The 21,541-nt window shown below is 70.6% G+C and carries 26 protein-coding genes; 16 read left to right on the top strand and 10 right to left on the bottom strand.

The window, feature by feature from the left end; genetic code table 11:
- Positions 1-4: 4 nt before the first annotated feature.
- A complete protein-coding gene (locus V8201_RS15810; protein ID WP_336545896.1) occupies positions 5-169 on the bottom strand; it encodes a hypothetical protein in 165 nt (54 codons plus the stop codon).
- A gap of 64 nt (positions 170-233) precedes the next feature.
- Here V8201_RS15810 and tgt point away from each other — a divergent pair, with 64 nt between their 5' ends.
- From tgt to V8201_RS15790, 4 genes are all read left to right on the top strand, one after another.
- A complete protein-coding gene (gene tgt / locus V8201_RS15805) occupies positions 234-1,370 on the top strand; it encodes a tRNA guanosine(34) transglycosylase Tgt (RefSeq protein WP_336545895.1) in 1,137 nt (378 codons plus the stop codon).
- A gap of 2 nt (positions 1,371-1,372) precedes the next feature.
- Positions 1,373-1,561, top strand: coding sequence for a hypothetical protein (locus V8201_RS15800; protein WP_037531820.1), 189 nt, complete (start codon positions 1,373-1,375; stop codon positions 1,559-1,561).
- A gap of 313 nt (positions 1,562-1,874) precedes the next feature.
- On the top strand, positions 1,875-2,081 hold the full coding sequence (locus V8201_RS15795; protein ID WP_037531818.1) for a DUF5818 domain-containing protein: 207 nt from the start codon (positions 1,875-1,877) through the stop codon (positions 2,079-2,081).
- Positions 2,078-2,341: a hypothetical protein gene (locus V8201_RS15790; RefSeq protein WP_271300025.1), complete on the top strand. Its 264-nt coding sequence runs from the start codon at positions 2,078-2,080 to the stop codon at positions 2,339-2,341. Before V8201_RS15795 ends, V8201_RS15790 begins: the two co-directional genes overlap by 4 nt.
- A 73-nt stretch (positions 2,342-2,414) precedes the next feature.
- Here V8201_RS15790 and V8201_RS15785 read toward each other — a convergent pair whose 3' ends face one another.
- Both V8201_RS15785 and V8201_RS15780 read right to left on the bottom strand, forming a co-directional pair.
- The gene (locus tag V8201_RS15785; RefSeq protein WP_271300024.1) at positions 2,415-3,428 is read right to left on the bottom strand and encodes a metallophosphoesterase; all 1,014 of its coding nucleotides are present in this window, start codon (positions 3,426-3,428) and stop codon (positions 2,415-2,417) included.
- Between the two features lie 186 nt (positions 3,429-3,614).
- Positions 3,615-3,815: a hypothetical protein gene (locus tag V8201_RS15780; RefSeq protein WP_037531814.1), complete on the bottom strand. Its 201-nt coding sequence runs from the start codon at positions 3,813-3,815 to the stop codon at positions 3,615-3,617.
- Positions 3,816-4,178: 363 nt separating this feature from the next.
- On the opposite strand from V8201_RS15780, the gene V8201_RS15775 reads away from it, so the two are divergent.
- Together V8201_RS15775 and V8201_RS15770 are read left to right on the top strand one after the other, a co-directional pair.
- Positions 4,179-4,583: a DUF1636 domain-containing protein gene (locus tag V8201_RS15775; RefSeq protein WP_336545894.1), complete on the top strand. Its 405-nt coding sequence runs from the start codon at positions 4,179-4,181 to the stop codon at positions 4,581-4,583.
- Positions 4,580-4,954: a hypothetical protein gene (locus tag V8201_RS15770; RefSeq protein WP_037531810.1), complete on the top strand. Its 375-nt coding sequence runs from the start codon at positions 4,580-4,582 to the stop codon at positions 4,952-4,954. The genes V8201_RS15775 and V8201_RS15770 overlap by 4 nt, the downstream gene beginning before the upstream one ends.
- On the opposite strand, the gene V8201_RS15765 is transcribed toward V8201_RS15770, so the two are convergent.
- The 5 genes from V8201_RS15765 to V8201_RS15745 form a co-directional block, all read right to left on the bottom strand.
- Entirely contained in the window at positions 4,949-5,428 is a 480-nt protein-coding gene (locus V8201_RS15765; protein ID WP_336545893.1) for a hypothetical protein, read from the bottom strand. The two genes, V8201_RS15770 and V8201_RS15765, sit on opposite strands and share 6 nt — an antisense overlap.
- An 83-nt stretch (positions 5,429-5,511) precedes the next feature.
- On the bottom strand, positions 5,512-6,189 hold the full coding sequence (locus tag V8201_RS15760) for a fimbrial biogenesis chaperone (protein WP_336545892.1): 678 nt from the start codon (positions 6,187-6,189) through the stop codon (positions 5,512-5,514).
- Positions 6,190-6,262: 73 nt separating this feature from the next.
- A complete protein-coding gene (locus V8201_RS15755) occupies positions 6,263-8,788 on the bottom strand; it encodes a TcfC E-set like domain-containing protein (RefSeq protein ID WP_336545891.1) in 2,526 nt (841 codons plus the stop codon).
- A 9-nt stretch (positions 8,789-8,797) separates the two neighbouring features.
- Positions 8,798-9,286, bottom strand: coding sequence for a hypothetical protein (locus V8201_RS15750; protein WP_336545890.1), 489 nt, complete (start codon positions 9,284-9,286; stop codon positions 8,798-8,800).
- Between the two features lie 24 nt (positions 9,287-9,310).
- The gene (locus V8201_RS15745; protein ID WP_271300022.1) at positions 9,311-9,832 is read right to left on the bottom strand and encodes a hypothetical protein; all 522 of its coding nucleotides are present in this window, start codon (positions 9,830-9,832) and stop codon (positions 9,311-9,313) included.
- A gap of 373 nt (positions 9,833-10,205) precedes the next feature.
- On the opposite strand from V8201_RS15745, the gene V8201_RS15740 reads away from it, so the two are divergent.
- The 7 genes from V8201_RS15740 (at position 10,206) to V8201_RS15710 (ending at position 15,119) form a co-directional block, all read left to right on the top strand.
- Positions 10,206-10,376 carry a hypothetical protein gene (locus tag V8201_RS15740; RefSeq protein WP_153810790.1) on the top strand — a complete coding sequence of 57 codons (171 nt, stop codon included), beginning with the start codon at positions 10,206-10,208 and terminating at the stop codon, positions 10,374-10,376.
- Positions 10,377-10,491: 115 nt separating this feature from the next.
- A complete protein-coding gene (locus V8201_RS15735) occupies positions 10,492-10,833 on the top strand; it encodes an SWIB/MDM2 domain-containing protein (RefSeq protein ID WP_037531800.1) in 342 nt (113 codons plus the stop codon).
- A 13-nt stretch (positions 10,834-10,846) separates the two neighbouring features.
- Complete coding sequence (locus V8201_RS15730) at positions 10,847-12,706, top strand: AI-2E family transporter (RefSeq protein WP_336545889.1); 1,860 nt, start codon at positions 10,847-10,849, stop codon at positions 12,704-12,706.
- A gap of 75 nt (positions 12,707-12,781) precedes the next feature.
- Complete coding sequence (locus V8201_RS15725; RefSeq protein WP_037531798.1) at positions 12,782-13,555, top strand: SDR family oxidoreductase; 774 nt, start codon at positions 12,782-12,784, stop codon at positions 13,553-13,555.
- A 69-nt stretch (positions 13,556-13,624) separates the two neighbouring features.
- Positions 13,625-14,140: a DUF2975 domain-containing protein gene (locus V8201_RS15720; protein WP_336545888.1), complete on the top strand. Its 516-nt coding sequence runs from the start codon at positions 13,625-13,627 to the stop codon at positions 14,138-14,140.
- Entirely contained in the window at positions 14,140-14,355 is a 216-nt protein-coding gene (locus tag V8201_RS15715) for a helix-turn-helix domain-containing protein (protein WP_037531794.1), read from the top strand. Before V8201_RS15720 ends, V8201_RS15715 begins: the two co-directional genes overlap by 1 nt.
- Positions 14,352-15,119: a hypothetical protein gene (locus tag V8201_RS15710; protein ID WP_336545887.1), complete on the top strand. Its 768-nt coding sequence runs from the start codon at positions 14,352-14,354 to the stop codon at positions 15,117-15,119. Before V8201_RS15715 ends, V8201_RS15710 begins: the two co-directional genes overlap by 4 nt.
- Here the strand turns inward: V8201_RS15710 and V8201_RS15705 are convergent.
- Complete coding sequence (locus V8201_RS15705; RefSeq protein ID WP_336545886.1) at positions 15,103-16,326, bottom strand: NAD(P)/FAD-dependent oxidoreductase; 1,224 nt, start codon at positions 16,324-16,326, stop codon at positions 15,103-15,105. The genes V8201_RS15710 and V8201_RS15705 overlap by 17 nt on opposite strands.
- A gap of 343 nt (positions 16,327-16,669) precedes the next feature.
- Complete coding sequence (locus V8201_RS15700) at positions 16,670-17,149, bottom strand: MarR family winged helix-turn-helix transcriptional regulator (protein WP_336545885.1); 480 nt, start codon at positions 17,147-17,149, stop codon at positions 16,670-16,672.
- 209 nt (positions 17,150-17,358) lie between these two features.
- On the opposite strand from V8201_RS15700, the gene V8201_RS15695 reads away from it, so the two are divergent.
- From V8201_RS15695 to V8201_RS15685, 3 genes are read left to right on the top strand one after another with little or no spacing between them, the layout of a single operon-like run.
- Positions 17,359-18,501, top strand: coding sequence for an HlyD family secretion protein (locus V8201_RS15695; protein ID WP_336545884.1), 1,143 nt, complete (start codon positions 17,359-17,361; stop codon positions 18,499-18,501).
- Positions 18,498-20,015: a DHA2 family efflux MFS transporter permease subunit gene (locus V8201_RS15690; RefSeq protein ID WP_271300016.1), complete on the top strand. Its 1,518-nt coding sequence runs from the start codon at positions 18,498-18,500 to the stop codon at positions 20,013-20,015. Before V8201_RS15695 ends, V8201_RS15690 begins: the two co-directional genes overlap by 4 nt.
- Positions 20,016-20,019: 4 nt before the next feature.
- A complete protein-coding gene (locus tag V8201_RS15685) occupies positions 20,020-21,474 on the top strand; it encodes an efflux transporter outer membrane subunit (protein WP_336545883.1) in 1,455 nt (484 codons plus the stop codon).
- Positions 21,475-21,541 lie beyond the last annotated feature (67 nt).

Genomic DNA, 21,541 nt, shown 5'->3' with positions numbered 1-21,541 from the left:
CCGCTCACCCGCCGCCGATTCCCTCGATCACCACGCCGCTGCCGTCGCAATTCGGGCAGGCGGCATCGTCGATCCGGCCGCTGCCGTTGCATTGCGGGCAGACATTCTCGCCGGTGCCGGGGGTGCCGGCGGGGGCGTCGTCGCCGGGGGCCATCGAAGCGTCGGTCATCAGCATCTCTCCTTGCCCGCTCCCAACGCTCGACACCGCGCACCGGCTTCGCCAAAGCGAGGATATGTCCCCGCGTTTCGCCTTCACCATCACCGCGACCGACGGCCGCGCCCGCACCGGCGCGATCGCCATGCGGCGCGGCACGATCCGCACCCCCGCCTTCATGCCGGTCGGCACCGCCGCCACCGTCAAGGCGATGAAGCCCGCCGACGTCGCCGCCGCGGGTGCCGACATCATCCTTGGCAACACCTATCACCTGATGCTGCGCCCCGGCGCCGAGCGGGTCGCGCGGCTGGGCGGGCTGCACGACTTCATGGGCTGGTCGAAGCCGATCCTGACCGATTCGGGCGGCTATCAGGTGATGAGCCTCGCCGATCTGACCAAGCGATCCGAGGAGGGCGTGTCGTTCAAGTCGCACCTCGACGGCACGCGCCACCTGCTCAGCCCGGAACGTTCGATCGAGATCCAGCGGCTGCTCGGCAGCAACATCGTCATGGCGTTCGACGAGCTGGTGCCGACCACCGCGACGCGCGAGGTGCAGGCGGCGGCGATGGAACGCTCGATGCGCTGGGCGAAGCGCAGCCGCGCCGCCTTCGACGGCGGCGGCGACCACGGCGCCAACAATGCGATCTTCGGCATCCAGCAGGGCGCGCTCGACGAGGGGCTGCGCAAGGCGAGCGCCGACGCGCTGATCGACATCGGCTTCGACGGCTATGCGGTCGGCGGCCTCGCCGTCGGCGAGGGACAGGCGGCGATGTTCGGCTGCCTCGACTTCGCCCCCGGCCAGCTGCCCGCCGACAAGCCCCGCTATCTGATGGGCGTCGGCAAGCCCGACGACATCGTCGGCGCGGTCGAGCGCGGCATCGACATGTTCGACTGCGTCATGCCGACGCGATCGGGACGCACCGGCCAGGCCTTCACCCGCGAGGGACCGATCAACCTGCGCAACGCCCGGTTCGCCGAGGACCAGACGCCGCTCGACCCGGCGTGCGGCTGCCCGGTCTGCACGACCTGGAGCCGCGCCTATATCCATCATCTCGTCCGCGCCGGCGAGATCCTCGGCGCGATGCTGATGACCGAGCACAATATCCGCTTCTACGAAGACTTGATGGCCGACCTGCGAAACGCCATTGCAGACGGCACGTTGACCGCATTCGCCGATGCGTTTCGAGGGCGATACCAGCGCGGCAAGGGAGAGTAAGCATGTCCGATCAACCCAATGAGATCCTCGCCGCCGCCGCCGCCGCCAAAGCGCAGCAGGATGCCGTCGCGGCGACGCGCGATCCGGCGAGCAAGAAGCGCTGGCCGATGCGGATCATCGGCGTCGGCATCGGCTCCGCGGCGGTGGCCGCGGCGGTGCTGTTCGCCAATTCGGGCAAGAGCCGGGACTGACGCCCGCCGCGGGCCCTTCCCGACGATTGCATTTTTTGCATGCTAAGCGCTAACATTTGCACTTGCGAGGATCGGTGCTGCGCTGCACAAAGAGCGTGCCTTTCAGGCATCCTCTCCTAAAAACTTTACGGCCGGTCGTTTCGATCGGCCTTTCTTTTTGCCCATTGGTCCGGCAGGCTGACGCCGTTGCGCCGGGGGCTCAGCCACCGCGGGGAGAGGCGCCGCCGGCACGACCGGCACCGACCCCCGTGGCGGATCGGCGGGGCATCGCACCCCCTGCCACAGTTCCGACGCTTGCATGAAGAGGGCCGCCATGACGATCGCGATCGGCACCAGGGTCGATGAAACCGGCACGCTGATCCGCGACGGCGGCGCCTTCTACCTCCGCCGCGATGCGGGCGGACGCTGGGAGCTCGAATTGCATCGCACCCCGGTCGATCTCGTCGAAAAGCGCGTCCGGCTGGTCGGCACCTTGGTCGGGCCCCAGCTGGTCAATGCCGACGGCGTCGCGCCGGCGTGAGCGCGCCGTCCGACGATTATGCGCGCGGCCGCCGCGACGGCCTGCGCCTCGCGCTCGCCATCCTCGCCGCCGAGGAAGCGAAATGGGCGGCGCTGCTCGGCGAGAGCGCCTCGTGGCGGACCAATGCGACGCGGGAGGTGCGGCACAAGACGCTGCAGGTCGCGCAGACCCGCGTCCAGACCGCGCTCAACCGGCTGACCCCGAAGGATGCGGCGGTCGACGGCGAACTCGCCGCGGCGCTCGACAAGCTCGGCCTGTAGCGGTTCGCGCGGAGGCGCAGAGGTGTCATGCTTGGGCGCGCGGCTGACGCCGTGCTTGCCTCTTCGCAAACCCTTACCGCGCCGCGCGCAGCGTGATCCGCGTGATCTCGGGCGGGCGGCCCAGGCGCAGCGCGAAGCCCGGCCACAGGCCGGTGCCGTTGCTGACGTACAGCGTCATGCCGTCGACGTCATAGCGGCCGGAGACGAAGCCGCCGTTCGCCGGCCCCAGCGCCGCGGCGAGCCCGGCGATCATCCCGCCGTGCGTATGCCCCGACAGTTGCAGCGCGACGCCGCGCGCCGCGGCGGCCCGCGCGAGACGCGGCTGATGATCGAGCAGGATCACCGGCGCCGCCGGGCTGCGGGCGAGCGCCGCGCCGAGGTCCGGTCCCGCCTCGCCATGCGCTCGCGCGGAGATATCGGTGACGCCGGCGAGCACGATCGCCGCATCGCCACGTGTCAGCACGCGATGCGCGTTGGGCAGCATGCGGAAGCCGAGTCCGCTCAGGTGGCGCATCCACCCGCCGTAATCGAAGAAATATTCGTGGTTGCCGGGGATGGCATAGACGCCGTCGGGCGCCCGCAGCCCGGCGAGCGGCGCGACGTCGTCGCGGCGCATCGCCACCGAACCGTCGATGAAATCGCCGGTGACGACGATCAGATCCGCGCCGGCAGCATTGGTGCGATCGACCACCGCCCTCGCCCAGCCTTGCGGGAACAGCCGGCTGATGTGCAGATCGGTCAGCTGGATCAGCCGATAGCCGTCGAACGCCGCCGGCAGATCGGGGATCGTCACCGCGATATCGCGCACCGGCGGCACCCGAACGGCCTGCGCGACGCCGATCGCGGCGAGCAGCGCCGCCACCCCGGCCGCGGCATAACGTACCGTATCGGGCAGCGCGACGCCGCCGCGCCGCACCGCCATCGTCGCGAGCGTGCCGAGATCGAGCGCGATCTGCACCAACGCGAGCAGCAGCAGGGCGCCGAACGCCCAGTTGAACGCGATCACCACGCCACGCGGAAATTCGGGTGCGAACACCGAGCCGGACGAGAGTCGGCTCCAGAAATGGAATTGCGACGCCGCCAGCATGGCGAGGCCGATGCCCCCCTTCGTCCACAGCGGCAGGCCAAGCGGCAGCAGCCAGCGCAGGATGACGTACGCAGTGGGTGTCGCGAAGAACAGGTGAAAGATCGTCAGTCTCCCCGCCGGACACCCGGCGTCACGAAAAGGCCGGCGCGCCGGCGGGGCAGAATGCCGACGCGCCGCGGGCGGCGATCAGCTCGGATGCGCGGCGCTCTCGGCCGCGGCGGCGCCCGGCTCGGTCGGGATATCCGACACCGCACCGACATCCGCCTCGGCCTGTTCGGCGAGCTTCATCTGTTCATAGGCGATTTCGAGATCGGCGACACCGGATCCGGTCGGCTGGATCGGCAGGTCGGTCTGGCCTTCGGCATCGGGACGGATCGGGTCGTTCATCGTCGGTCTCCTTGTGTGGAGACGGCAACGCACCGCGGCGCGATGGGTCGCATCGCCGCGTCATTCCGCCGCCGCGACGCCCGACAAGGTGGAGCCGCCGCCACCTCACGTAGCGACGGCTCCGACAGTCCTGGAGAACTGCACACGACATATTCGGGAGAAATCTGCCGCTGCGGCCGCCCTTAATGGTTAACGTCAGCAAGTCGACCCTATTCGTCGCCCGCTCCGGACAGTGTACGCCAGCGTACCGGGGCCGTCCGGTTGGCAAACCCGGTGTCGATCGTTAGGCCGGCGGCTCCGCCATCCCCCTGCCGCCATGCCGGCCGCAGGTGCCGGGCCGCGGCAGGACAGCGTGATGCGGATATGAAGCTCGTCCCCGTTCCCCCCGGCGTCGACGTCATCGCGTGCAGCACCTGCCACCGCCGCGGCGATCCCCGCGATGCCGCGCAAGGCCCCGCCGGCGCACGGCTGCTCGCCGCGTTGCGCGAGGCGCAGGCCGGTCAGGCCTCTACGGGAGTGGCGGTGCGGGCGATGCCCTGCCTGTTCGCCTGCGCCGAAGCCTGTACCGTCCATCTCCGCGCGCCGGGCAAGATCGGCTATGTGCTCGGCCGGTTCCTCCCCGATGCCGCGACGGCGCAGGCGATCCTCACCTTCGCCGCGCATTATGCGGCGAGCGAGACGGGAGAGGTGGCGTTCGCCGTGTGGCCCGAAGCGGTGAAAGGCCATTTCCTCACCCGGACCCCGCCCGAAGGATTCCTCGTCGCATGAGCCATCGCCGCTCTGCCGCGACGGCGCTGGCCGTCGCGCTCGCCGCCTGTGCGCAGCATCCGCCGGTCGAAGGCCCGGTCGCGCTCGGCGAGACCGCGCTGGTCGGCGGTCCGCGTGTCCGCCCGGATCACGTCGTCGAGGACAGCCGCTGCCCGGTCGGCACGACCTGCGTCTGGGCCGGGCGGGTCGTGGTCCGCGCCACCGTCTCGGGCGGCGACTGGACGAAGCCGGTCGACCTGATCCTCGGCGTGCCGGTGCCGGTCGCCGACGGCCTGCTGACGCTGACCGCGGTCACCCCCGCCCGCCGCGCCGGCACCTCCGCGAAGACGACACCGTCGCGCTTCACCTTCGCCTTTCAGGGCGGCCTATAGACCGACGCGCAGCCCGAGCGCGTAATAATGCGGGCCGGCATTGCCCTTGACGCTGATCGTCGGCAGCAGCGGCAGCGCCACCGTGCCATAGGGGCGGAGGTCGTCGCCGATGCGCACGCCTGCCCCGACCGTGGCGAGGAGCGGGATCGCATAGGTCGCCTCGACACGGCCATAGGCCTTGACCGCGGTATCGTCGCACTTGCTGCTCGCCGCATATTGGCCGGTCTCGCCATCGCGGCAGCGGGCGTTGCCGCCGTTCGGATCCTCATGATAGCGATCGTTGTCGCCGCGATAGACCAAGGCGCCGATCATCGGCGTCAGGCGGAAGCCCGCCGCGCCGAAGCCGTAGCCGACCCCCACTTCACCGCCCCAGCGGGCATCGGCCCGCGCACCGTTCGCCTCCAGCGTCAGCTGCGCCGCCGCCGGCGTCGCGGCCGCCATCGCCGCGGCGAGCCCGCCGGCGATCCACCCCATAATCCGCATAATGCCCCCTAAGCTATTCGATTTACCGGCTTCTATCGAGGCGCCTACGGGCCGGGCGGCGGATCGGCAAGGCGTCAGCGGAAGGTCACCGTCTTTACCGCCAGCCCCGCCTTGACCGTGTAGGTGACGCTCCGCGCCGGATCGACCGGCTGCACCCAGCGTGCGCCCGCATAGAGCCGTTTCGCCGGCAGCGGCCGGCAGTCGCCGCCGCCCGCGGCGCATTGCCTGCCGTCGTACAGCTCGACGCTGGTGCTGCCGTCGTTGGCGAGCGTCAGCATCGTGCCGTCGCGCCGCGCGCTGACCGCATCGGTCATCACCTGCGGCCGGACGATCACGAGCATGTCGTAGCCGACCAGCACCTTGAGCGCCGATTGCGCGCCGGTGACCTCGCCCGCCACCGGCTTGACCGTGACGCGATAGACCCGGTCGCGCGCGCCGTGCGGGGCCACCGCGGCGATGCGGATCAGCCGATGCTCGCCGGGTTCTAGGATCATCTTCTGCGGCGAGACGAGCAGGCCGCTGCGCGCCGGATCGGGATCGACGACGCGGCGCTCGTCGGGCGTGCCGGGCGCGATGATCTCGGCGGGTTCGGCGACGACGTATATCCGCTCCGTGCCGCCGTTCGCCGCCTCGACGTCGACGCGCGGCGGCGCGGTCGGCGGCAGGTCGACCACCACCTGGCTCAGCACCAGTTGCGCCGCGGCGGGCGAGGCGGTGAGCCCCCATGCCGCGACGATCCCGAACGTCCTCATCCCGATCGCCCTCATCCCGAACGTCCTCATCCCGATCGCCCTCATCCCGATCGCCCTCATCCTCGTCTCTCCGTCATGGCCGCGCATCCGCGATCTGGTTGAATATCGATCCGCCGCCGCAGATCAGCGTGCCGAGCGCGGCATAGCCGCTCGCCCCGGCGGTCGCCCGCACCGGCATCGCGCAGCTGCGCCCGTCCGGCGCGGCGATCCGCAGCGTCGCGTCCCGCGCCGTCTCGATCTGGAAATAGCCGGCGCCGTCGGTGCTGCCGATCGCACCGGGTGCGCGGATCGCAGCATCGGCGACCGGCGATCCGTCGCGCCACAGCAGCCGGCCGAACATCGCCATCACCGTCCGCGCGCGCCACGCCAGCCGCGCGACCGTGCCGGGATAGACGCTGACGGTGCGCGCGCCGCCGTCGATCTGCATCAGCGCCGCGCCGGTCGGCCGCAGCCGCACCGCATATTGGCGATAGGCGGGGACGGACACCGCCAGCGTGCCGCCCGGCCGCACGATGCCGCGCGCGCCATTGTCGACCAGCACCTCGAACGCCGCATCGTCGGCGCCGCCGTCCGGCGCAGCGCCGGCGAGCGCGACGAGGATGACGCTGTCGTTGCGCTCGCGCCCCTGCATCGCCAGCCCCTGCCGCATCACCGCGGCGGTGGTCTGGAAGCCGAGGCTGTATTGCGTCGTGCCGTTGCTGCCGGCGAGCGGCTGGGCGAGATCGGCGGAAAGGCTCGCCGCATCGCCGCGCCAGTCGGCATGGCCGCGCGCGAGCGTGCCGTCGATCTCGCGCTCGACGCCGCCCGACAGCGCGAGCGTGCCGCCGAGCGCGCGATCCGTCTGCCACGCGGCGCCGATCCCGCCGACCGGCGCGGCGCGCCCGCGCACGCCCGCGCCGCCGTCGCCGCGCAGGCCGGCGGTCGCGCTCACCGCGCTGGTGCCGCGCAGCCGTTGCAGGCTGATGCCGAGATAGACCGCGTGCGCCTGATTGGTCACCGTCGCGTCGCCGCGCAGCGTCACCTGCACGCCGCCGCGCTGGATCAGCGGCATCGTCAGGCTCGGGCCGAGGCCATAGCTCGCCCGCGTGCGCCGGTCGTCGCGATAGAAGCCGGACAGCGCGATCTGCCCGCGCGGCAGGGCGTAATTGACCGTCGCGTTGATCTGCGTGAAGCCACCGCTCGCGAGCCGCGCCGCCGGTTCGGTGCCGAGCCCGAGCGCGGCATCGTCGCGAGCACCGAGCGGGACGAGCGGCCGGTCGCCGCGGCTCCATACCCGGCGCAGGTCGATCGCATAATGGAAGCGCGCCGCCTCCGCCGCGCTCGCCTGCACCAGCACGCCGAACTGGCCGGTGACCGAGGCGAGCGCCGCTCCTCGCAGCTGCGCCGTGCGGCCGAGCCAATAGCCGCCGAGCTCGACCATCGCATTGCGATCCGTGCCGATCAGCGTCGCGTCCAAGGCGAGGTGCGGATCGAGCCGCCGTGCGATCCCCGCTTCGTAGAAGGCGACGCGCGACGGCGACACGAACCGGCCGTTGCGATCGTCGGCGAGCACGCCCGCATAAGCGAAGACGATCGGCGCGCCGACCGTCGGGATCGCGGCGTTCTTGGTGAAGAAGCGGCGCTCGTCGCGCACCGCGCCGCCGGCGCCGGTGATCCGCAGCACCACCTCATAGGCGCCGTCGGGCAGGCCGCTGGTGTCGATCGCCTGATTGCCGGCATCGTAGCTGCGCGAGGTGAGCAGCCGCCCGTCGCGCAGCACGTCGACCCGCGACCGCATCGCCAGCGACACGATCAGCGGGCTGCCGACGATCACCGTGCGGTCGAGCCGCGTGTCGATCTGGCTCTGCACACCGACGCCGACCAGCCGCCGCCGGCCGGTCAGGTCGATCCCCGGCGCCCATTGCACGCCCGCAGACAGGCGATAGCCCGGCGTATCGAGCTCCGCCGCGAGCGTATCGGCGAGCAGACCATAGCGTGACGAATAGGAGGTCTCGCTGCGCAGCCGCGCCGGGCCGTAACCGAGCAGCGCCCGGTTGAGCAGCGCATAGTCGCGATAGCCGCCGCTGCCCGCGATCGTCCCGCCGATCTGGTCGACCAGGGTGAGCTGCGACGGTGGCCGCGGCAGGTAGCGGCGTTCGGCGGCGGGGCGGACGGCGAGCAGGCGCGGGTGGAGGAACAGGTCGACGCGGAACCGCGCCTCGTCGAACACCACGCCCGCCACGTCGGGCGTCGGCGTCCGGCAATCGGCCGGATCGATGTCGCTCGCGCAGACCAGCGCGCGGTGGGCGGGCAGTTCCGGTATCGCCAGCGCCGCACGCACCGCCGCGGGATCGCGCACATCGGGGATCAGCGCGACCAGCGCATCGACCGCGTCGAAGCTGATGCGGTCGCCGCGATAATGGACGCGCGCCTGTCCGATCGCGCGGCCGCCGAGATAGACGTCGACCAGCGCCGCCTGCGGTGCGAGCAGGCCGTCGAACCCCGCCGGTGCCGCCACCGCCAGTCGCGGCGGCGCGTCCGTCGCCGCGTCCCGCGCTGCCGCCGGGGCGGTGCCCAGCAGCGCCAGCGCCAGCGCGCACCAGCCGGTCGACCAGCCCACCGCCCGCGCCTATTCCGCCGCGATCAGCAGCGTCAGCGTGCCGCTATAGGCGCCCGCCGTCGCGCGGCCGAGCGCCGTGGCGCGCAGCACGATCGTCAGGCTGGCGCTGTCGTTGCCGAGTGCGCAGCTGAGGTTGAGGCCGAGCAGGGTCGTCGTCTGGCCGGTCAGCGCGACCCCCGGCACCAGCGCGGTGCCGCTGGTCTGCCCCGCCGAACCGCTCCATTGCGCCTCGAACGGGAGCGGCGCGCCCGCCCCGGCGAGCGTGAAGGCCTGCCCCGCGCCGCTGCCGCTCGCGGTGACGCTGTAGCGGCCGGTCAGGTTCGCGGCGGAGACGCACAGGCTGCGGCTGCTGCTGATGTCCTGATCGACGCCGACCAGCCCGAACGCATAGTCGCCGAGCCGGGTGATCTGCACCTGCTGCGCCGCCGCCGGGCTCGCGCCGAACGCCGCCAGCCCCGCACCGACCGGGGCTAGTAACGCCAGCGCGCGCCGCCGCATCGCCAGCCCCTCCCGTCGCCGTGATTATTGCGGATTGACGAGCAGCGTCAGCGTGCCGGTGTAGGCGGTCAGCGACGGCATCGCCTGCAGTTGCGACGGCGCGATCGTGACGGTCAGGCTCGACGTCGCGGACGGCGAGGTGGCGCAGGTCGGCGCGGTCGCGGTCGACACGAAGCCGCTCGACGCGGTCGCCGCCACCAGGGCGGTGCCCGAGGTCTGGCCCGCCGACTGGTTCCACAGCACCGCATAGCTGACCGGGGTGAGCGCGCCCGAGGCGAGCGTAAAGGCGCCGCCGGTGCCGCTGCCGGTCGCGGTGATCGTATAGCCCTTGGTCGCGGTGTTGCTCCACACGCAATTGCTCTGCGAGCTGCTCGCCTGCTGGCTCGGATCGGCATTGGCGAAGCTGATGTCGGTCAGGCCCGAGATCTGCACCCGGCTCGGCACCGAGAGGGTGATCTGCACCGTCCCGGTCGATGTCGCCCCGAGCGTGCCGTTGGTCGCCGCGGCCGCCGGCGTCGCCGCCAGCAGCGCCACAGACAGGATCAAACAGTTGCGAAGCTCGAAGTGTCTCATGCTCATGGCCCAAGTCTAGTGCAAATGCATCCATGCCCGTATCCGCCGCCTTACTCGTCGAAACGACGATATGCGGGTTGCACCGGTCACAACCGTGTCACTCGCATTTTCCTGTTAACAAGCTCTTGAGCATTTTACCCGGTTCGGCGGCTATCGAAGGGTATTAGAACCATAAATGGTCTTTGTCCGCGGCCGTCAATTCTACTTTATACGGTTTTAGGGCCGGAGCGCGGCCGTCCCGATGCGGGACGGACGCGGTAAACGGCATGGAACCAAGCTGCCGGCACCGGATTGTGGGATCGCGCGAGGGACAGATCCCCGCAAATCCGAGGACATTATGAGCCGTATGAAGTTGGGCCTCTTCGGGGCCGCCCGCCCGTCCGTTGCCGTTACCGATCTGCCGACGCACGAAATCCGTACCGTCGAGGCGCAGGACCGTCTGTCCGGCCTCACCCCGATCGAGATCGCCGCGGTCGAGGCGATGAGCCAGCCGGCCGTCACGGTCGCCGCACGCTGAACCGCAAAGCCGGCGGCGCTGCGTGACTTTCGCTGCCCGCCGCCACATGATCCGCTGACGGAGCCTTCTGCGCCTCCGGATCGTTACGGCGGTGAATTGGAAGAGGGAGTAGGACATGGCACGTTCGGCTGAGCAACGCGGCAAGCAGGAAACCAAGGCTGCCGAGAAGAAGGTGGAGAAGACCGGCAAGCCTGCCGGCGGCGCGCGCGGCGGCATCACCGCCCCGGTAACGCCCTCCCCCGAACTCGCGGCGATCGTCGGCGACAAGGATCTGCCGCGCAGCGAGGTCGTCAGCAAGGTCTGGGAATATATCAAGAAGCACGACCTGCAGGACGCCAAGGACCGCCGCCAGATCAACGCCGACGCGACGCTCGAAAAGGTGTTCGGCAAGAAGTCGGCGAGCATGTTCGAGATGAACAAGCATCTGAGCGCGCACCTCACCGCCAAGAAGGGCTGAGCAGCCGCTCGCCATGGACGGGTCCGACGGCGTCGCCGGTTATGAGAATGTGGTGACCGGCAGCCGCGACACGGAGGTCGCGGCACCGGGCGCCGCACAGGTGCGGGCCGCCTCGTCGCCCGAGCTCAAGACGCTCGCCGGCGTCGCGGTCGGCACGCTGGTCATCGCGGCGCTCTATTTCGGGCAAGACGTGCTGATCCCGATCACCCTCGCGGTGATGCTGTCGTTCGTCCTGTCGCCGGTGGTCAACGGCCTGCAACGCCTGCGCCTGTGGCGGGCGCCGGCGGTGATCCTCACCGTCCTGTCCGCGCTCGGGCTGCTCGGCCTCGTCGGCACGCTGATCGGCAGCCAGGCGGCGGCGCTGACCGCCGACGCGCCGCGCTATGCCCAGACGATCGAGGCGAAGATCCAGGGCGTGCGGGGCTATGCCGTCGAGCGCATCGCCGCATTGACCAAGGATCTCGGCGGCGGCGAGACGCACCGCGCCACCCGGCCGGCGACGCTGCGCGGCCCGTCCGCCACGCCCGGCCAGCGCCAGCCCGTCCCCGTCGAGGTGGTCGAGGGCAGCAGCTCGCCCTTCACCCTTGCCAAGACGGTGGTCGAACCGATCCTCGGCCCGCTCGAAACCACGATCATCGTGCTGATCGTCGCGATCTTCGTGCTGATGCAGAAAGAGGATCTGCGCGACCGCTTCATCCGCGTCTTTGGGTCGAGCGACCTTCACCGCACCACCCGCGCGCTCGACGACGCCGGTCAGCGGCTGAGCAAATATTTCCTGTCGCAGCTCGCGGTGAACACCTGTTTCGGGCTGGTCATCGGCATCGGCCTGTGGCTGATCGGCATCCCCTCGCCGGCGATGTGGGGGGTGATGGCGGGGCTGCTCCGCTTCGTCCCCTATATCGGTTCGTTCCTCGCCGCGGTCGCCCCCGCCGCGCTGGGTGCCGCGGTCGAGCCCGGCTGGGGCATGACGATCGAGGTCGTCGCGCTGTTCGTCATCGTCGAACCGCTGACCGGCTATGTCGTCGAGCCGCTGCTCTACGGTCACTCGACCGGCCTGTCGCCGGTGTCGGTGATCGTCTCGGCGATCTTCTGGACATGGCTGTGGGGGCCGATCGGGCTGATCATGTCGACGCCGCTGACCTTGTGCCTCGTGGTGATGGGGCGGCACGTCAAAAGCCTCGAATTCTTCGACGTGCTGCTCGGCGACCGTCCGGCGCTGACGCCGGTGGAAAGCTTCTACCAGCGGATCCTCGCCAACAATCCCGACGAGGCGCTGGCGCAGGCGGAGGCGTTGCTCGACGACCGCACGCTCACCGCTTATTACGACGGCGTCGCGCGCGAAGGCCTCAAGCTTGCCGCCGAAGATGTCGCACGCGGTACGATCGACGCCGCCGGCGCGGCGCGGATGACGCGGTCGATGCTGTCGGTGATCGACGACCTCGCGCCGGGCGCGCCGCCGGTCGCGGGCCAGGACGGCGTCGTTTTGTGCATCCCCGGTGACGGCGCGTTCGACGAGGCGATCGCCGCGATGCTCGCGCAGCTGCTCGGCCAGCACGGTCTCGCCGCGCGGCGCATCGCCAGCGCGGCGGCGTCGCGCGACGCCATCGCCACGCTCGACGTCAGCGGCGTCACGGTCGTCGCGATCCTGTACCTCGACCTGCACGACGTGCCGGCGCGGCTGCGCTACCTGATCCGCCGCCTGCGCGAGCGGCTGCCGGCGGCACGGATCGTCGTCGGGCTCTGGGCGTCGGAGGATCCGGCGCTGCGCGACGCGGCGATCCAGGCGCTCGGCGCGGATCAGTATATCGGCTCGCTCGCCGAGGCGGTGACGGCGATCGCGACCCCCGCGCCGAACGAGGCTCGCGCCGCCTGAGCCGCCGACCGCGGTGAACGAAATGCCGCGGCACGCATTGTCAGCCCGCGACATTGGGTTGCGGAGTTCGAGACGATGAAGACCAGCGGCAACACCATTCTGATGACCGGCGGCGGCAGCGGCATCGGCGAGGCGCTGGCGCATCGCTTCCACGATCGCGGCGACACGGTGATCATCGCCGGCCGTCGCCAGGACGCGCTCGACCGCGCCGCCGAGGGCCGCGCGCGCATCCACACCCGCACGCTCGACGTCGAGGATGCCGCCGCGACCGAGGCCTTCGCACGCGCGATCGTCGCCGACTTCCCCGATCTCAACGTGCTGTTCAACAACGCCGGCATCATGAAGTTCGAGGATCTGACCGCGGCGCGCGACCTCGGCGATGCCGAGGCGACGGTGGCGATCAACATCCTCGGCCCGATCCGCCTGACCAACGCGCTGATCGACCATCTTGCCGGCCAGCCCGATGCGGCGATCGTCACCGTCACCTCGGGCCTCGCCTATGTCCCGCTGGTCGCCGCGCCGACCTATTCGGCGTCGAAGGCGGCGATCCATTCCTATACCGTGTCACTGCGCACGCAGCTCGCCGGCAAGGTCGAGGTGATCGAGCTCGCCCCGCCGGGCGTACAGACCGACCTCACCCCCGGTCAGGCCAAGCGCCCCGGCTACATGCCGCTCGAGGCCTTCGCCGACGCGGTCGCCGCGCAATTCGCGCAGCAGCCGACGCCGCGCGAGATCCTGGTCGACGAGGTCCAGTTCCTCCGCCAGGCCGAGCGCGAGGGCCGTTTCGACGAGACGCTCAAGACGCTCACCGAGCGCGCCGCCCAGCAGCGCGCCGCGGGAGGCGAATAACCCCCGCCCGATCCCGCTTGACCCTTATCGATAAACGATACATATTGTTTATCGATAAGGGGATGGATCATGCGGGATCGGGGACTGACCGTGGCGCGCGGTGTGTTGCGCGTCGGCAATGGCATCAACTGGCTGCTCGGGATCGCGACGCTCGCGGCGCTGCTCGTCTCCTTCCCCTTGGGTGACCGGCTCGCCGCGCATCTGGTCGCGAAATATCCGCATGGCGATATCGCCGGGACGATCGCGGTGGTGCGGGTGATCGGGCTGCTCGCCATCGTCGCCGCGGTCGCGGCGCATCAGATCTTCACGCGGCTGCTCGCGATCGTCGCGACGGTGGATGCCGGCGATCCCTTCATCATCGACAATGCGGCGCGGCTGCGTCGGATCGGCTGGGCGTTGCTCTCCCTGCAGATGCTCAACCTCGCCGCCGGCGCGATCATCGTACTGCTCGACCGGATGGGCGTCGACCATCCGACCTGGGCGCCGGGCCTGACCGGCTGGATCGCCGTCGTCATGGTGTTCGCGCTGGCCCGCGTCTTTCAGGTCGGGGCGGCGATGCGCGACGATCTGGCGATGACGGTCTGATGGCAGTCATCGTCACGCTCGACGCGATGCTCGCCGCCCGCGGCATGACGCTGACCGGACTGTCGCAGAGCGTCGACATCACGCTGGCGAACCTGTCGATCCTCAAGACCGGCAAGGCCAAGGCGATCCGCTTTTCGACGCTGGAGGCGATCTGCCGCGCGCTCGATTGCCAGCCTGGCGACATTCTGACGGTGATCGAGGGGGATGAGCCATGATCCAGACCTTCTTCGGCGACGTGGCGGCGGCCTATCGCGACGGCTGGACGCTGGCGCGCGCGCTGCCGTGGCTGGTGCTGGCGATGGCGGGGATCGAACTCGCGCAGCATGCGGTCGAATGGCGGCTCGGTTTCTTCGTCGGCGATGCCGCGCTCCACAGACAGGCTGCCACCGCGCCGCTGCGCATGGCGTTCGGCTGGCCCAAGATGCTGACGCTCTATGCGGTCGGCTTCATCGCGATCCGCTGGTGCGTGCTGCGCGACCCGCATCGCGCGCTGCGCCCGCCGCCGCAGGCGCTGCAGCGCTACGTCTGGGTGGTGCTGTTCCAGCTGGTCCCGGCGGTGGCGATCATCCAAGCGGGATCGTTCGCGGCCAGCGCGTCCGGCGTCATGGCGATCCGCCTCACCGCCGGCCTCGCGCAGCAGTTGAGCGAGCCGTTGCTGTGCCTCTGGTTCGTCCATGCCGCCCTGGGCTCGCACGACTTCGGCCCACTCGCTTCGGCGAAGGCGACGCGCTGGCTCTACGTCTGGGCCTTGCTGCTCGTCCTGATCGCGCGCGTGCCGGCGTCGCAGCTGCATGCGCGGCTCAACATCTGGTCGGCGGGGCAGGCGCCGGCGATGCAGGCGGCGCTGCTGCTGCTCGACGCGGCGGTGGTCGGGCTGCTCGCGGTGATCGTCCCCGCGGCGCAGGTCCGCGCGGCACGCCGCATCGCCGCGCGGCGCGGCATCGCGCTCACGCCGGATGGGGCTATGCCATCTCCTTGAGCGGCACCGCTGCATCGGCGAGACGATCGGGCGCGACGCGCGCGCCGCCGACCACCAGCGCCCGGCCCTGGACGTAATCCTTGACCGCATTGACGCAGTCGAGCGCGATCACGCGGCCGTCGCGCAGATAGACGAGCGAGAAGCTGCGCGTCGCCGGATCGCCGCGCAGCACCGCCGCGTCATGGCCGGTCGACAGGCCGACCGTCTGCAGCTTGAGGTCATATTGGTTCGACCAGAACCACGGCACCGCGGCATAATCCTCCGCCGCGCCGGTCAGCGCCTTGGCCACCACCGTCGCCTGATCGTTGGCGTTCTGCACCGATTCGAGCCGGATCGCCGCGCCGTCGGCGAAGGCATTGGCGTGCAGCGCGCAATCGCCGATCGCGAAGACGTCGGGCAGGCTGGTGCGGCACGTCGCATCGACCGCGACGCCATTGCCCCCCGCCGCCCCCGCCGCGAGCAGGGGTTCGACCGCGGGCACGATGCCGATGCCGACGATCACCATCTCGCCGGGCAGCACCGTGCCGTCGGCGAGCCGCACGCCGGTGGCGCGCCCCTCCGCTTCGACGATGCAATCGACCTGCGTCGCAAGGCGGATGTCGACGCCGTGCGCGCGATGCTCGGCCTCGTAGAAGCGCGACAGCGGCTCGCCGGCGACGCGCGCCAGCACGCGCGGCAGCGCCTCGACCAGCGTCACCGGCTTGCCGAGCTTGGTCAGCACCGCCGCCGCCTCGAGCCCGATATAGCCGCCGCCGATCACCACCACCCGCTGCGTCGTCGGCAGCTCGGCCATCAACCGGTCGACATCCGCGCGGGTGCGCACCGCATGCACGCCGGCGAGATCGTGGCCGGCGCAGCTCAGCCGCCGCGGCGCGCCGCCCGTCGCCCAGATCAGCGTGCCGTAACCGATCGCCTCGCCGCCCGCGCTGGTGACGCGATGCGCCTCGGCATCGACCGCGACGATACGCGTGTCCGTCAGGACGGTGATCTGCTTGTCGGCCCAGAAGGCGGCGGGGCGCAGCAGGATACGCTCGAACGGCTTGTCCCGCGCGAGATACTCCTTCGACAGCGGCGGGCGTTCATAGGGCAGATCGGGTTCGTCGCCGATCAGCGCGATCGTACCCGCGAACTTGCGCTGGCGCAGCGCGATCGCGGCCTGTGCGCCGGCATGGCCCGCGCCGACGATGACGATATCGAATTGCTGCATCCCGATCCTCTCTTCGGCCGGCATCCCGCGCGACCGGTGCAGAGGCCTTATCAGCGCTTCGGCGCCGGCGGGAGCCCGGTGTTTGTTTTGGGCGCCTGTCATCAGGATACGCGGTAGCAACCTCCGTCCCCGCCACCCTGCGTAAACGGCGGTATCACCCACCACGTACCACCCCGGCGGGGGCCGGGGTCCAGTGTGGTGGAGTTTTGGAATGACCCACGCCGCCCTCCCAGCTGGACCCCGGCCTTCGGCGGGGCGGTACGGAGGCTGTTGGAGACGGTTCCGACGAGGCGAGCCTATCAGTGCAACCTGGCAATGGCGTGCACGTCGCGACGATCCCGCCTCACGCCGGCTTGGACAGGCTGTCGATCACCTCGTCGAGCAGCGTGGTCAGCATTTGCATCTTCTCGGGCGCCAGGCTGATGCCGGCATAATGATCCTCCCGGTCGGCCAGCAGACCCAGTCGCGCCACCACCGGCTGCGCCGCCTCGGTGGCATAGAGCCGCTTGACGCGACGATCGCCGGGGTCGGCGCGCCGCTCGACCCATTGCAGCGCCTCGAGCCGGTCGAGCGTCTGGCCGATCGCGACCGGGCCGATCTCGAGCTTTTCCGCCATCTCCTTCTGCGTCCAGCCGGGATGGAGATAGATCGAGGCGAGCGCCCGCCATTGCGCCTGGGTCAGCGCCTCGCCCTCGGCGAGCGCCATCGCCCGCGCGCGCTCGTCGAACCGTTTGCGCAGCAGGCGGGCGATCAGCGAGACCTGCGTCGCGAAGCTGCGCTGCCCCGGATCTGGAAGAGCTTCGGCTCCGACGGGAGCGGTCATCGGTCGTCCTTCTGTTCGCACCATGGCGGTGTCGGCCTCCTATACCGCTGGCGACAATGATGTCAGCGCTTTGCGGGAGCGGGCCAAAAGGTCAATGTAACTTATCTGTAAGCTGCCTCATAATCAGGTTGCTTTCCATTCCCATCGGGTCCACCGGCGCTTGCGTTATTCGAGATCATCGGGGCGAGTCCCCGGATCCGTGAGGTATCATGAGCCTGGACGACCCCGATCATCGCCCCGATCCGACCGCGCTCGAGGAAGCGCCCCCGGTCACCGATCCCGCCCCCGTCGTGCAGGCGGCCGATCCGACGCCCACCCGGCGCAGCCGGCTGCGCCTGCCGCTGCTGCTCGCCGCGCCGATCGTCGCCATCGCGGTCGGCCTGTTCTTCTATCTGAGCGGCGGCCGCTACCAGTCGACCGACAACGGCTATCTCCAGGCGGGCCTCGTACCGGTCGCCGCCAGCGTCAGCGGGCCGGTGGTCGCGGTGATGGTGCACAACAACCAGCAGGTCCGCGCCGGCGACGTGCTGTTCCGCATCGACCCCGCCCCCTTCCAGGCCGCGGTCGACGAGGCGGCGGCGGAGCTCGCCAACGCCCGCACGCAGGTGTCGTCGCTGCGCGCCAATTACCGCGAGGGCGAGGCCGGCCTCGCCGCCGCGCGCGCGCGGCTCGCCTATGCGGAGCGCGAGGCGGCGCGGCAGAAGTCGCTGCTCGCCGAGGGCATCTCGTCGCAGAACCAGTACGATCAGGCGGTGCTCGCCGCGCAGACCGCGCGCCAGCAGATCCAGACCTCGGTCCAGCAGAATGCCGGCGTCGCCGCGACATTGACCGGCAGCGTCGACGCGCCGACCGCGGCGCAGCCGGCGGTGCAGCGGGCCGAGGCGGCGCTGGAGCGCGCCCGCCTCAACCTCGGCTACACCGTGGTGCGCGCCGCGCAGGACGGCATCGTCACCAAGGTCGACCAGCTCCAGCGCGGCAGCTACGTCACCGCCGCCAAGCCGGTGTTCACGCTCGCCGGCACGCGCCTGTGGGTCGAGGGCAATTTCAAGGAAGACCAGCTCAACCACATGCGCGTCGGCCAGCGCGCCACCTTCCACGTCGACGCCTTCCCCGATCTGGAACTGACCGGCCGGCTGACCAGCTTCAGCCCCGGCACCGGCAACAGCTTCGCGCTGCTGCCGGCGGAGAATGCGACGGGCAATTGGGTCAAGGTCGTCCAGCGCCTGCCGGTCGAGTTCAGCATCGACCGCCTGCCGCAGGGCGTGCCGCTGCACGCCGGGCTCAGCGTCGAGGTCGAAGTCGACACCGGCCATCGCCGCCACCTGTTCGGCGGTGACGCCACATCACGATGACCGGCGCCTATCCGGATCCGGTCTCGCGACGCTTCATCACCGCCGCGGTGATGGCGGCGACGGTGATGAACTCGCTCGACAGCACGATCGCCAACGTCGCGCTGCCGCATATCCAGGGCAGCGTCTCCGCCTCGGGCGAGGAGATCACCTGGGTGCTCACCTCCTACATCGTCGCCGCCGCGATCATGACCCCGCTGACCGGCTGGCTGGCCGGGCGGTTCGGGCGCAAGCGGCTGATGCTGTGGTCGATCGTCGGCTTCACCGCGGTCTCCGGCCTGTGCGGCATCGCCAACAGCCTCGGCGAGCTGGTCGGCTTCCGCCTGTTGCAGGGCGTGTTCGGCGCGGCGCTGGTGCCGATGAGCCAGGCGATCCTGCTCGACATCAACCCGCCCGAACGCCACGGCCCGGCGATGGCGGTGTGGGGAATGGGCGCGATCCTGGGGCCGATCATCGGCCCGGCGCTCGGCGGCTGGCTGACCGACAATCTGTCGTGGCGCTGGGTCTTCTACATCAACCTGCCGATCGGCGCGCTCGCCTTCGCCGGCCTGTCGGGATTCCTGACCGAGACCAAGGATGCGATGCGGCCGCGGCTCGACCTGTTCGGCTTCGCGATGCTCGCGCTGGCGATCGGCTCGATCCAGCTGATGCTCGACCGCGGCCAGACCAAGGACTGGTTCAGCTCGACCGAGATCTGCCTCGAGGCGGCGCTGGGCCTGTTCTTCGGCTATCTGTTCGTCGTCCACACGCTGACCGCGCGCCGGCCGTTCATCGACATCGGCATGTTCAAGGACCGCAACTTCCTGACCGGCTCGATCTTCGGCTTCTTCCTCGGCACCGTCTTGTTCGGCGTGCTCGCGCTGCTGCCGACGATGCTGGAGACGCTGATGGGCTATCCGGTCGTGCTGACCGGGCTGGTCACCGCGCCGCGCGGTATCGGTACGCTGATCTCGATGATCGTCGTCGGCCGGCTGATCAAGACGGTCGACGCGCGCATCCTGATCTTCGCCGGCTTCGCCATCGCGGCCTATTCGCTGCACATCATGTCGGGCTTCACGCTCGGCATGAACGAGCGGCTGGTGATCGTCTCGGGCTTCATCCAGGGCATCGGCACCGGACTGGTCTTCGTCCCGCTGACCACGATCGCCTTCGCGACGCTCGACGCGCGCTACCGCAACGAGGGCGCGGCGATGTTCACGCTGACCCGCAACATCGGCTCGGCGGTCGGCATCTCGATGCTGCAGGCGCTGACCATCCGCAACGGCGCGACGGTGCATGCGCGGCTGGTCGAGGGCGTGCGGCCGGACAATCCGCTGCTGCCGTCGGGCTTCGACTTCGACGCGCCGGCGGCGGTCGCGATGCTCAACGCGCAGATCACGCGCCAGGCGGCGATGGTCTCCTATGTCGATGCCTTCTGGCTGCTCTTCATCCTCACCCTCGCCGTCATCCCGCTGCTGCTGCTGATGCGCCGCCCCCGCGCCGGCGGCGGCGACGGCCCGACGATCCACATGGACTGATCCGATGCGCGTTGCCCCCCTGATCCTCACCGCCGTCGCGGCCGCCGCGCTCGCCGGCTGCACCGTCGGCCCCGATTTCGCGCGGCCGCAGGCCCCCGCCGCGAGCGGCTACCAGCCCGCCGGCGAGGCGGCCCCGCCGCGCGTCGCGTTCGGCGACGGGCCGGAGCAGCATTGGTGGACCGCCTTCGGCTCGCCGCAGCTCGACGCGCTGGTCGATCAGGCGATCGCGCACAACCGCAGCCTTGCCGCGAGCAACGCGACGCTCGCCGCCAGCCGCGACGAGGTCCGCGCCATCGCCGGCCGCCGCCTGCCGCAGGTCGACGCCAATGCCCGCGCCGACCAGCAGCAGGTCAACCTCGCCGCCTTCGGCTTCTCCGGCAGCAATCCGCTCGCCCCCGGCGGCAATCCGGAATTCAACCTCTACACCGTCGGCGGCGGCGTCAGCTACGACCTCGACCTGTTCGGCGGCCTGCGCCGCAGCGTCGAGCAGAGCGCCGCGCAAGCCGAGGCGCAGCAGCGCCAGACCGAGGCGGCGCATCTCTCGATCGCGGGACAGGTGGTCAATCAGGTGCTGACCATCGCCGCGCTCAACGCGCAGATCGCCACCGCCCGCGCGCTGCTCGCCGACGATCAGCGCAACGTCGACCTGACGCAGAAGCGCCGGACCGGCGGCGAGGGCACTTTGGTCGAGGTGCTCAACGCGCAGAGCCAATATGCCGCCGACCGCGGCGACCTGCCGCAGCTCGACCAGCAGCTCGCCGAAGCGCGGCACCTGCTCGCCACCCTCATCGGCACCACGCCCGACACGCTGCCGCCCACCGATGTCGCGCTCGACAGGCTGACGCTGCCGGCGACGATCCCGGTGGCGCTGCCGTCCGCGCTGGTCCACCGCCGCCCCGACATCCTCCAGGCGGAGGCGCAGCTGCACGCCGCCACCGCGGCGATCGGCGTCGCCACCGCGCGCCTCTATCCCGACATCACCTTGGGCGCGACGCTGACGCAGGGCGCCCCGGCGGTCGGTGACCTCGTCAGGAACGCCTTCCGCGGCTACGATTTGTTCGCTGGCCTGACCGCGCCGATCTTCCACGGCGGCACGTTGAAGGCCGAGCGCGCGGCGGCGGTCGACCGGGCCCGCGCCAGCCAGGCGCGCTACGAACAGACGGTGCTGGTCGCGTTCAGCCAGGTCGCCGATCTGCTCTCGGCGATGCGGAACGACACCCGCTCGGTCGCCGACCAGCAGGCGTCGGTCGCAGTCGCCGAACGCTCGCGCCACCTGTCACGGCGCAGCTTCGAGGTCGGCAATTCGGGCATCCTCCAGGTGCTGGAGACCGAACGCCTCTACCAGCGCGCCAGCAACGGCCTCGTCGTCGCGCGGACGCGGCAGTTCCTCAACGTCGCCCGCCTGTACGTCGCGACCGCGGGAGGATGGATCGCACCGACAGCGCCGCCTGCGCCGTAACCGGCCCCGCGGGCGGATCGGCTGCACCGGCGCCGTCTCCGTCGCGCTACGCCCGAGCGACGCCGGC

Origin of the sequence: Sphingomonas kyungheensis (genome assembly GCF_037120395.1) — a bacterium.
Classification (GTDB): Bacteria; Pseudomonadota; Alphaproteobacteria; order Sphingomonadales; family Sphingomonadaceae; genus Sphingomonas; species Sphingomonas kyungheensis.
The sequence above is the reverse complement of the archived record's forward strand: the minus strand, read 5'-3'. Positions and strand labels throughout refer to the sequence as shown.

Bases quoted from the DNA above. Each gene is read 5' to 3' on its own strand.
- V8201_RS15810 (WP_336545896.1), bottom strand. From the start codon at position 169: ATGACCGACGCTTCGATGGCCCCCGGCGACGACGCCCCCGCCGGCACC.
- tgt (WP_336545895.1), top strand. From the start codon at position 234: ATGTCCCCGCGTTTCGCCTTCACCATCACCGCGACCGACGGCCGCGCC.
- V8201_RS15800 (WP_037531820.1), top strand. From the start codon at position 1,373: ATGTCCGATCAACCCAATGAGATCCTCGCCGCCGCCGCCGCCGCCAAA.
- V8201_RS15795 (WP_037531818.1), top strand. From the start codon at position 1,875: ATGACGATCGCGATCGGCACCAGGGTCGATGAAACCGGCACGCTGATC.
- V8201_RS15785 (WP_271300024.1), bottom strand. From the start codon at position 3,428: ATGCTGGCGGCGTCGCAATTCCATTTCTGGAGCCGACTCTCGTCCGGC.
- V8201_RS15780 (WP_037531814.1), bottom strand. From the start codon at position 3,815: ATGAACGACCCGATCCGTCCCGATGCCGAAGGCCAGACCGACCTGCCG.
- V8201_RS15775 (WP_336545894.1), top strand. From the start codon at position 4,179: ATGAAGCTCGTCCCCGTTCCCCCCGGCGTCGACGTCATCGCGTGCAGC.
- V8201_RS15770 (WP_037531810.1), top strand. From the start codon at position 4,580: ATGAGCCATCGCCGCTCTGCCGCGACGGCGCTGGCCGTCGCGCTCGCC.
- V8201_RS15765 (WP_336545893.1), bottom strand. From the start codon at position 5,428: ATGGGGTGGATCGCCGGCGGGCTCGCCGCGGCGATGGCGGCCGCGACG.
- V8201_RS15760 (WP_336545892.1), bottom strand. From the start codon at position 6,189: ATGAGGACGTTCGGGATCGTCGCGGCATGGGGGCTCACCGCCTCGCCC.
- V8201_RS15750 (WP_336545890.1), bottom strand. From the start codon at position 9,286: ATGCGGCGGCGCGCGCTGGCGTTACTAGCCCCGGTCGGTGCGGGGCTG.
- V8201_RS15740 (WP_153810790.1), top strand. From the start codon at position 10,206: ATGAAGTTGGGCCTCTTCGGGGCCGCCCGCCCGTCCGTTGCCGTTACC.
- V8201_RS15735 (WP_037531800.1), top strand. From the start codon at position 10,492: ATGGCACGTTCGGCTGAGCAACGCGGCAAGCAGGAAACCAAGGCTGCC.
- V8201_RS15730 (WP_336545889.1), top strand. From the start codon at position 10,847: ATGGACGGGTCCGACGGCGTCGCCGGTTATGAGAATGTGGTGACCGGC.
- V8201_RS15725 (WP_037531798.1), top strand. From the start codon at position 12,782: ATGAAGACCAGCGGCAACACCATTCTGATGACCGGCGGCGGCAGCGGC.
- V8201_RS15720 (WP_336545888.1), top strand. From the start codon at position 13,625: ATGCGGGATCGGGGACTGACCGTGGCGCGCGGTGTGTTGCGCGTCGGC.
- V8201_RS15715 (WP_037531794.1), top strand. From the start codon at position 14,140: ATGGCAGTCATCGTCACGCTCGACGCGATGCTCGCCGCCCGCGGCATG.
- V8201_RS15710 (WP_336545887.1), top strand. From the start codon at position 14,352: ATGATCCAGACCTTCTTCGGCGACGTGGCGGCGGCCTATCGCGACGGC.
- V8201_RS15705 (WP_336545886.1), bottom strand. From the start codon at position 16,326: ATGCAGCAATTCGATATCGTCATCGTCGGCGCGGGCCATGCCGGCGCA.
- V8201_RS15700 (WP_336545885.1), bottom strand. From the start codon at position 17,149: ATGACCGCTCCCGTCGGAGCCGAAGCTCTTCCAGATCCGGGGCAGCGC.
- V8201_RS15695 (WP_336545884.1), top strand. From the start codon at position 17,359: ATGAGCCTGGACGACCCCGATCATCGCCCCGATCCGACCGCGCTCGAG.
- V8201_RS15690 (WP_271300016.1), top strand. From the start codon at position 18,498: ATGACCGGCGCCTATCCGGATCCGGTCTCGCGACGCTTCATCACCGCC.
- V8201_RS15685 (WP_336545883.1), top strand. From the start codon at position 20,020: ATGCGCGTTGCCCCCCTGATCCTCACCGCCGTCGCGGCCGCCGCGCTC.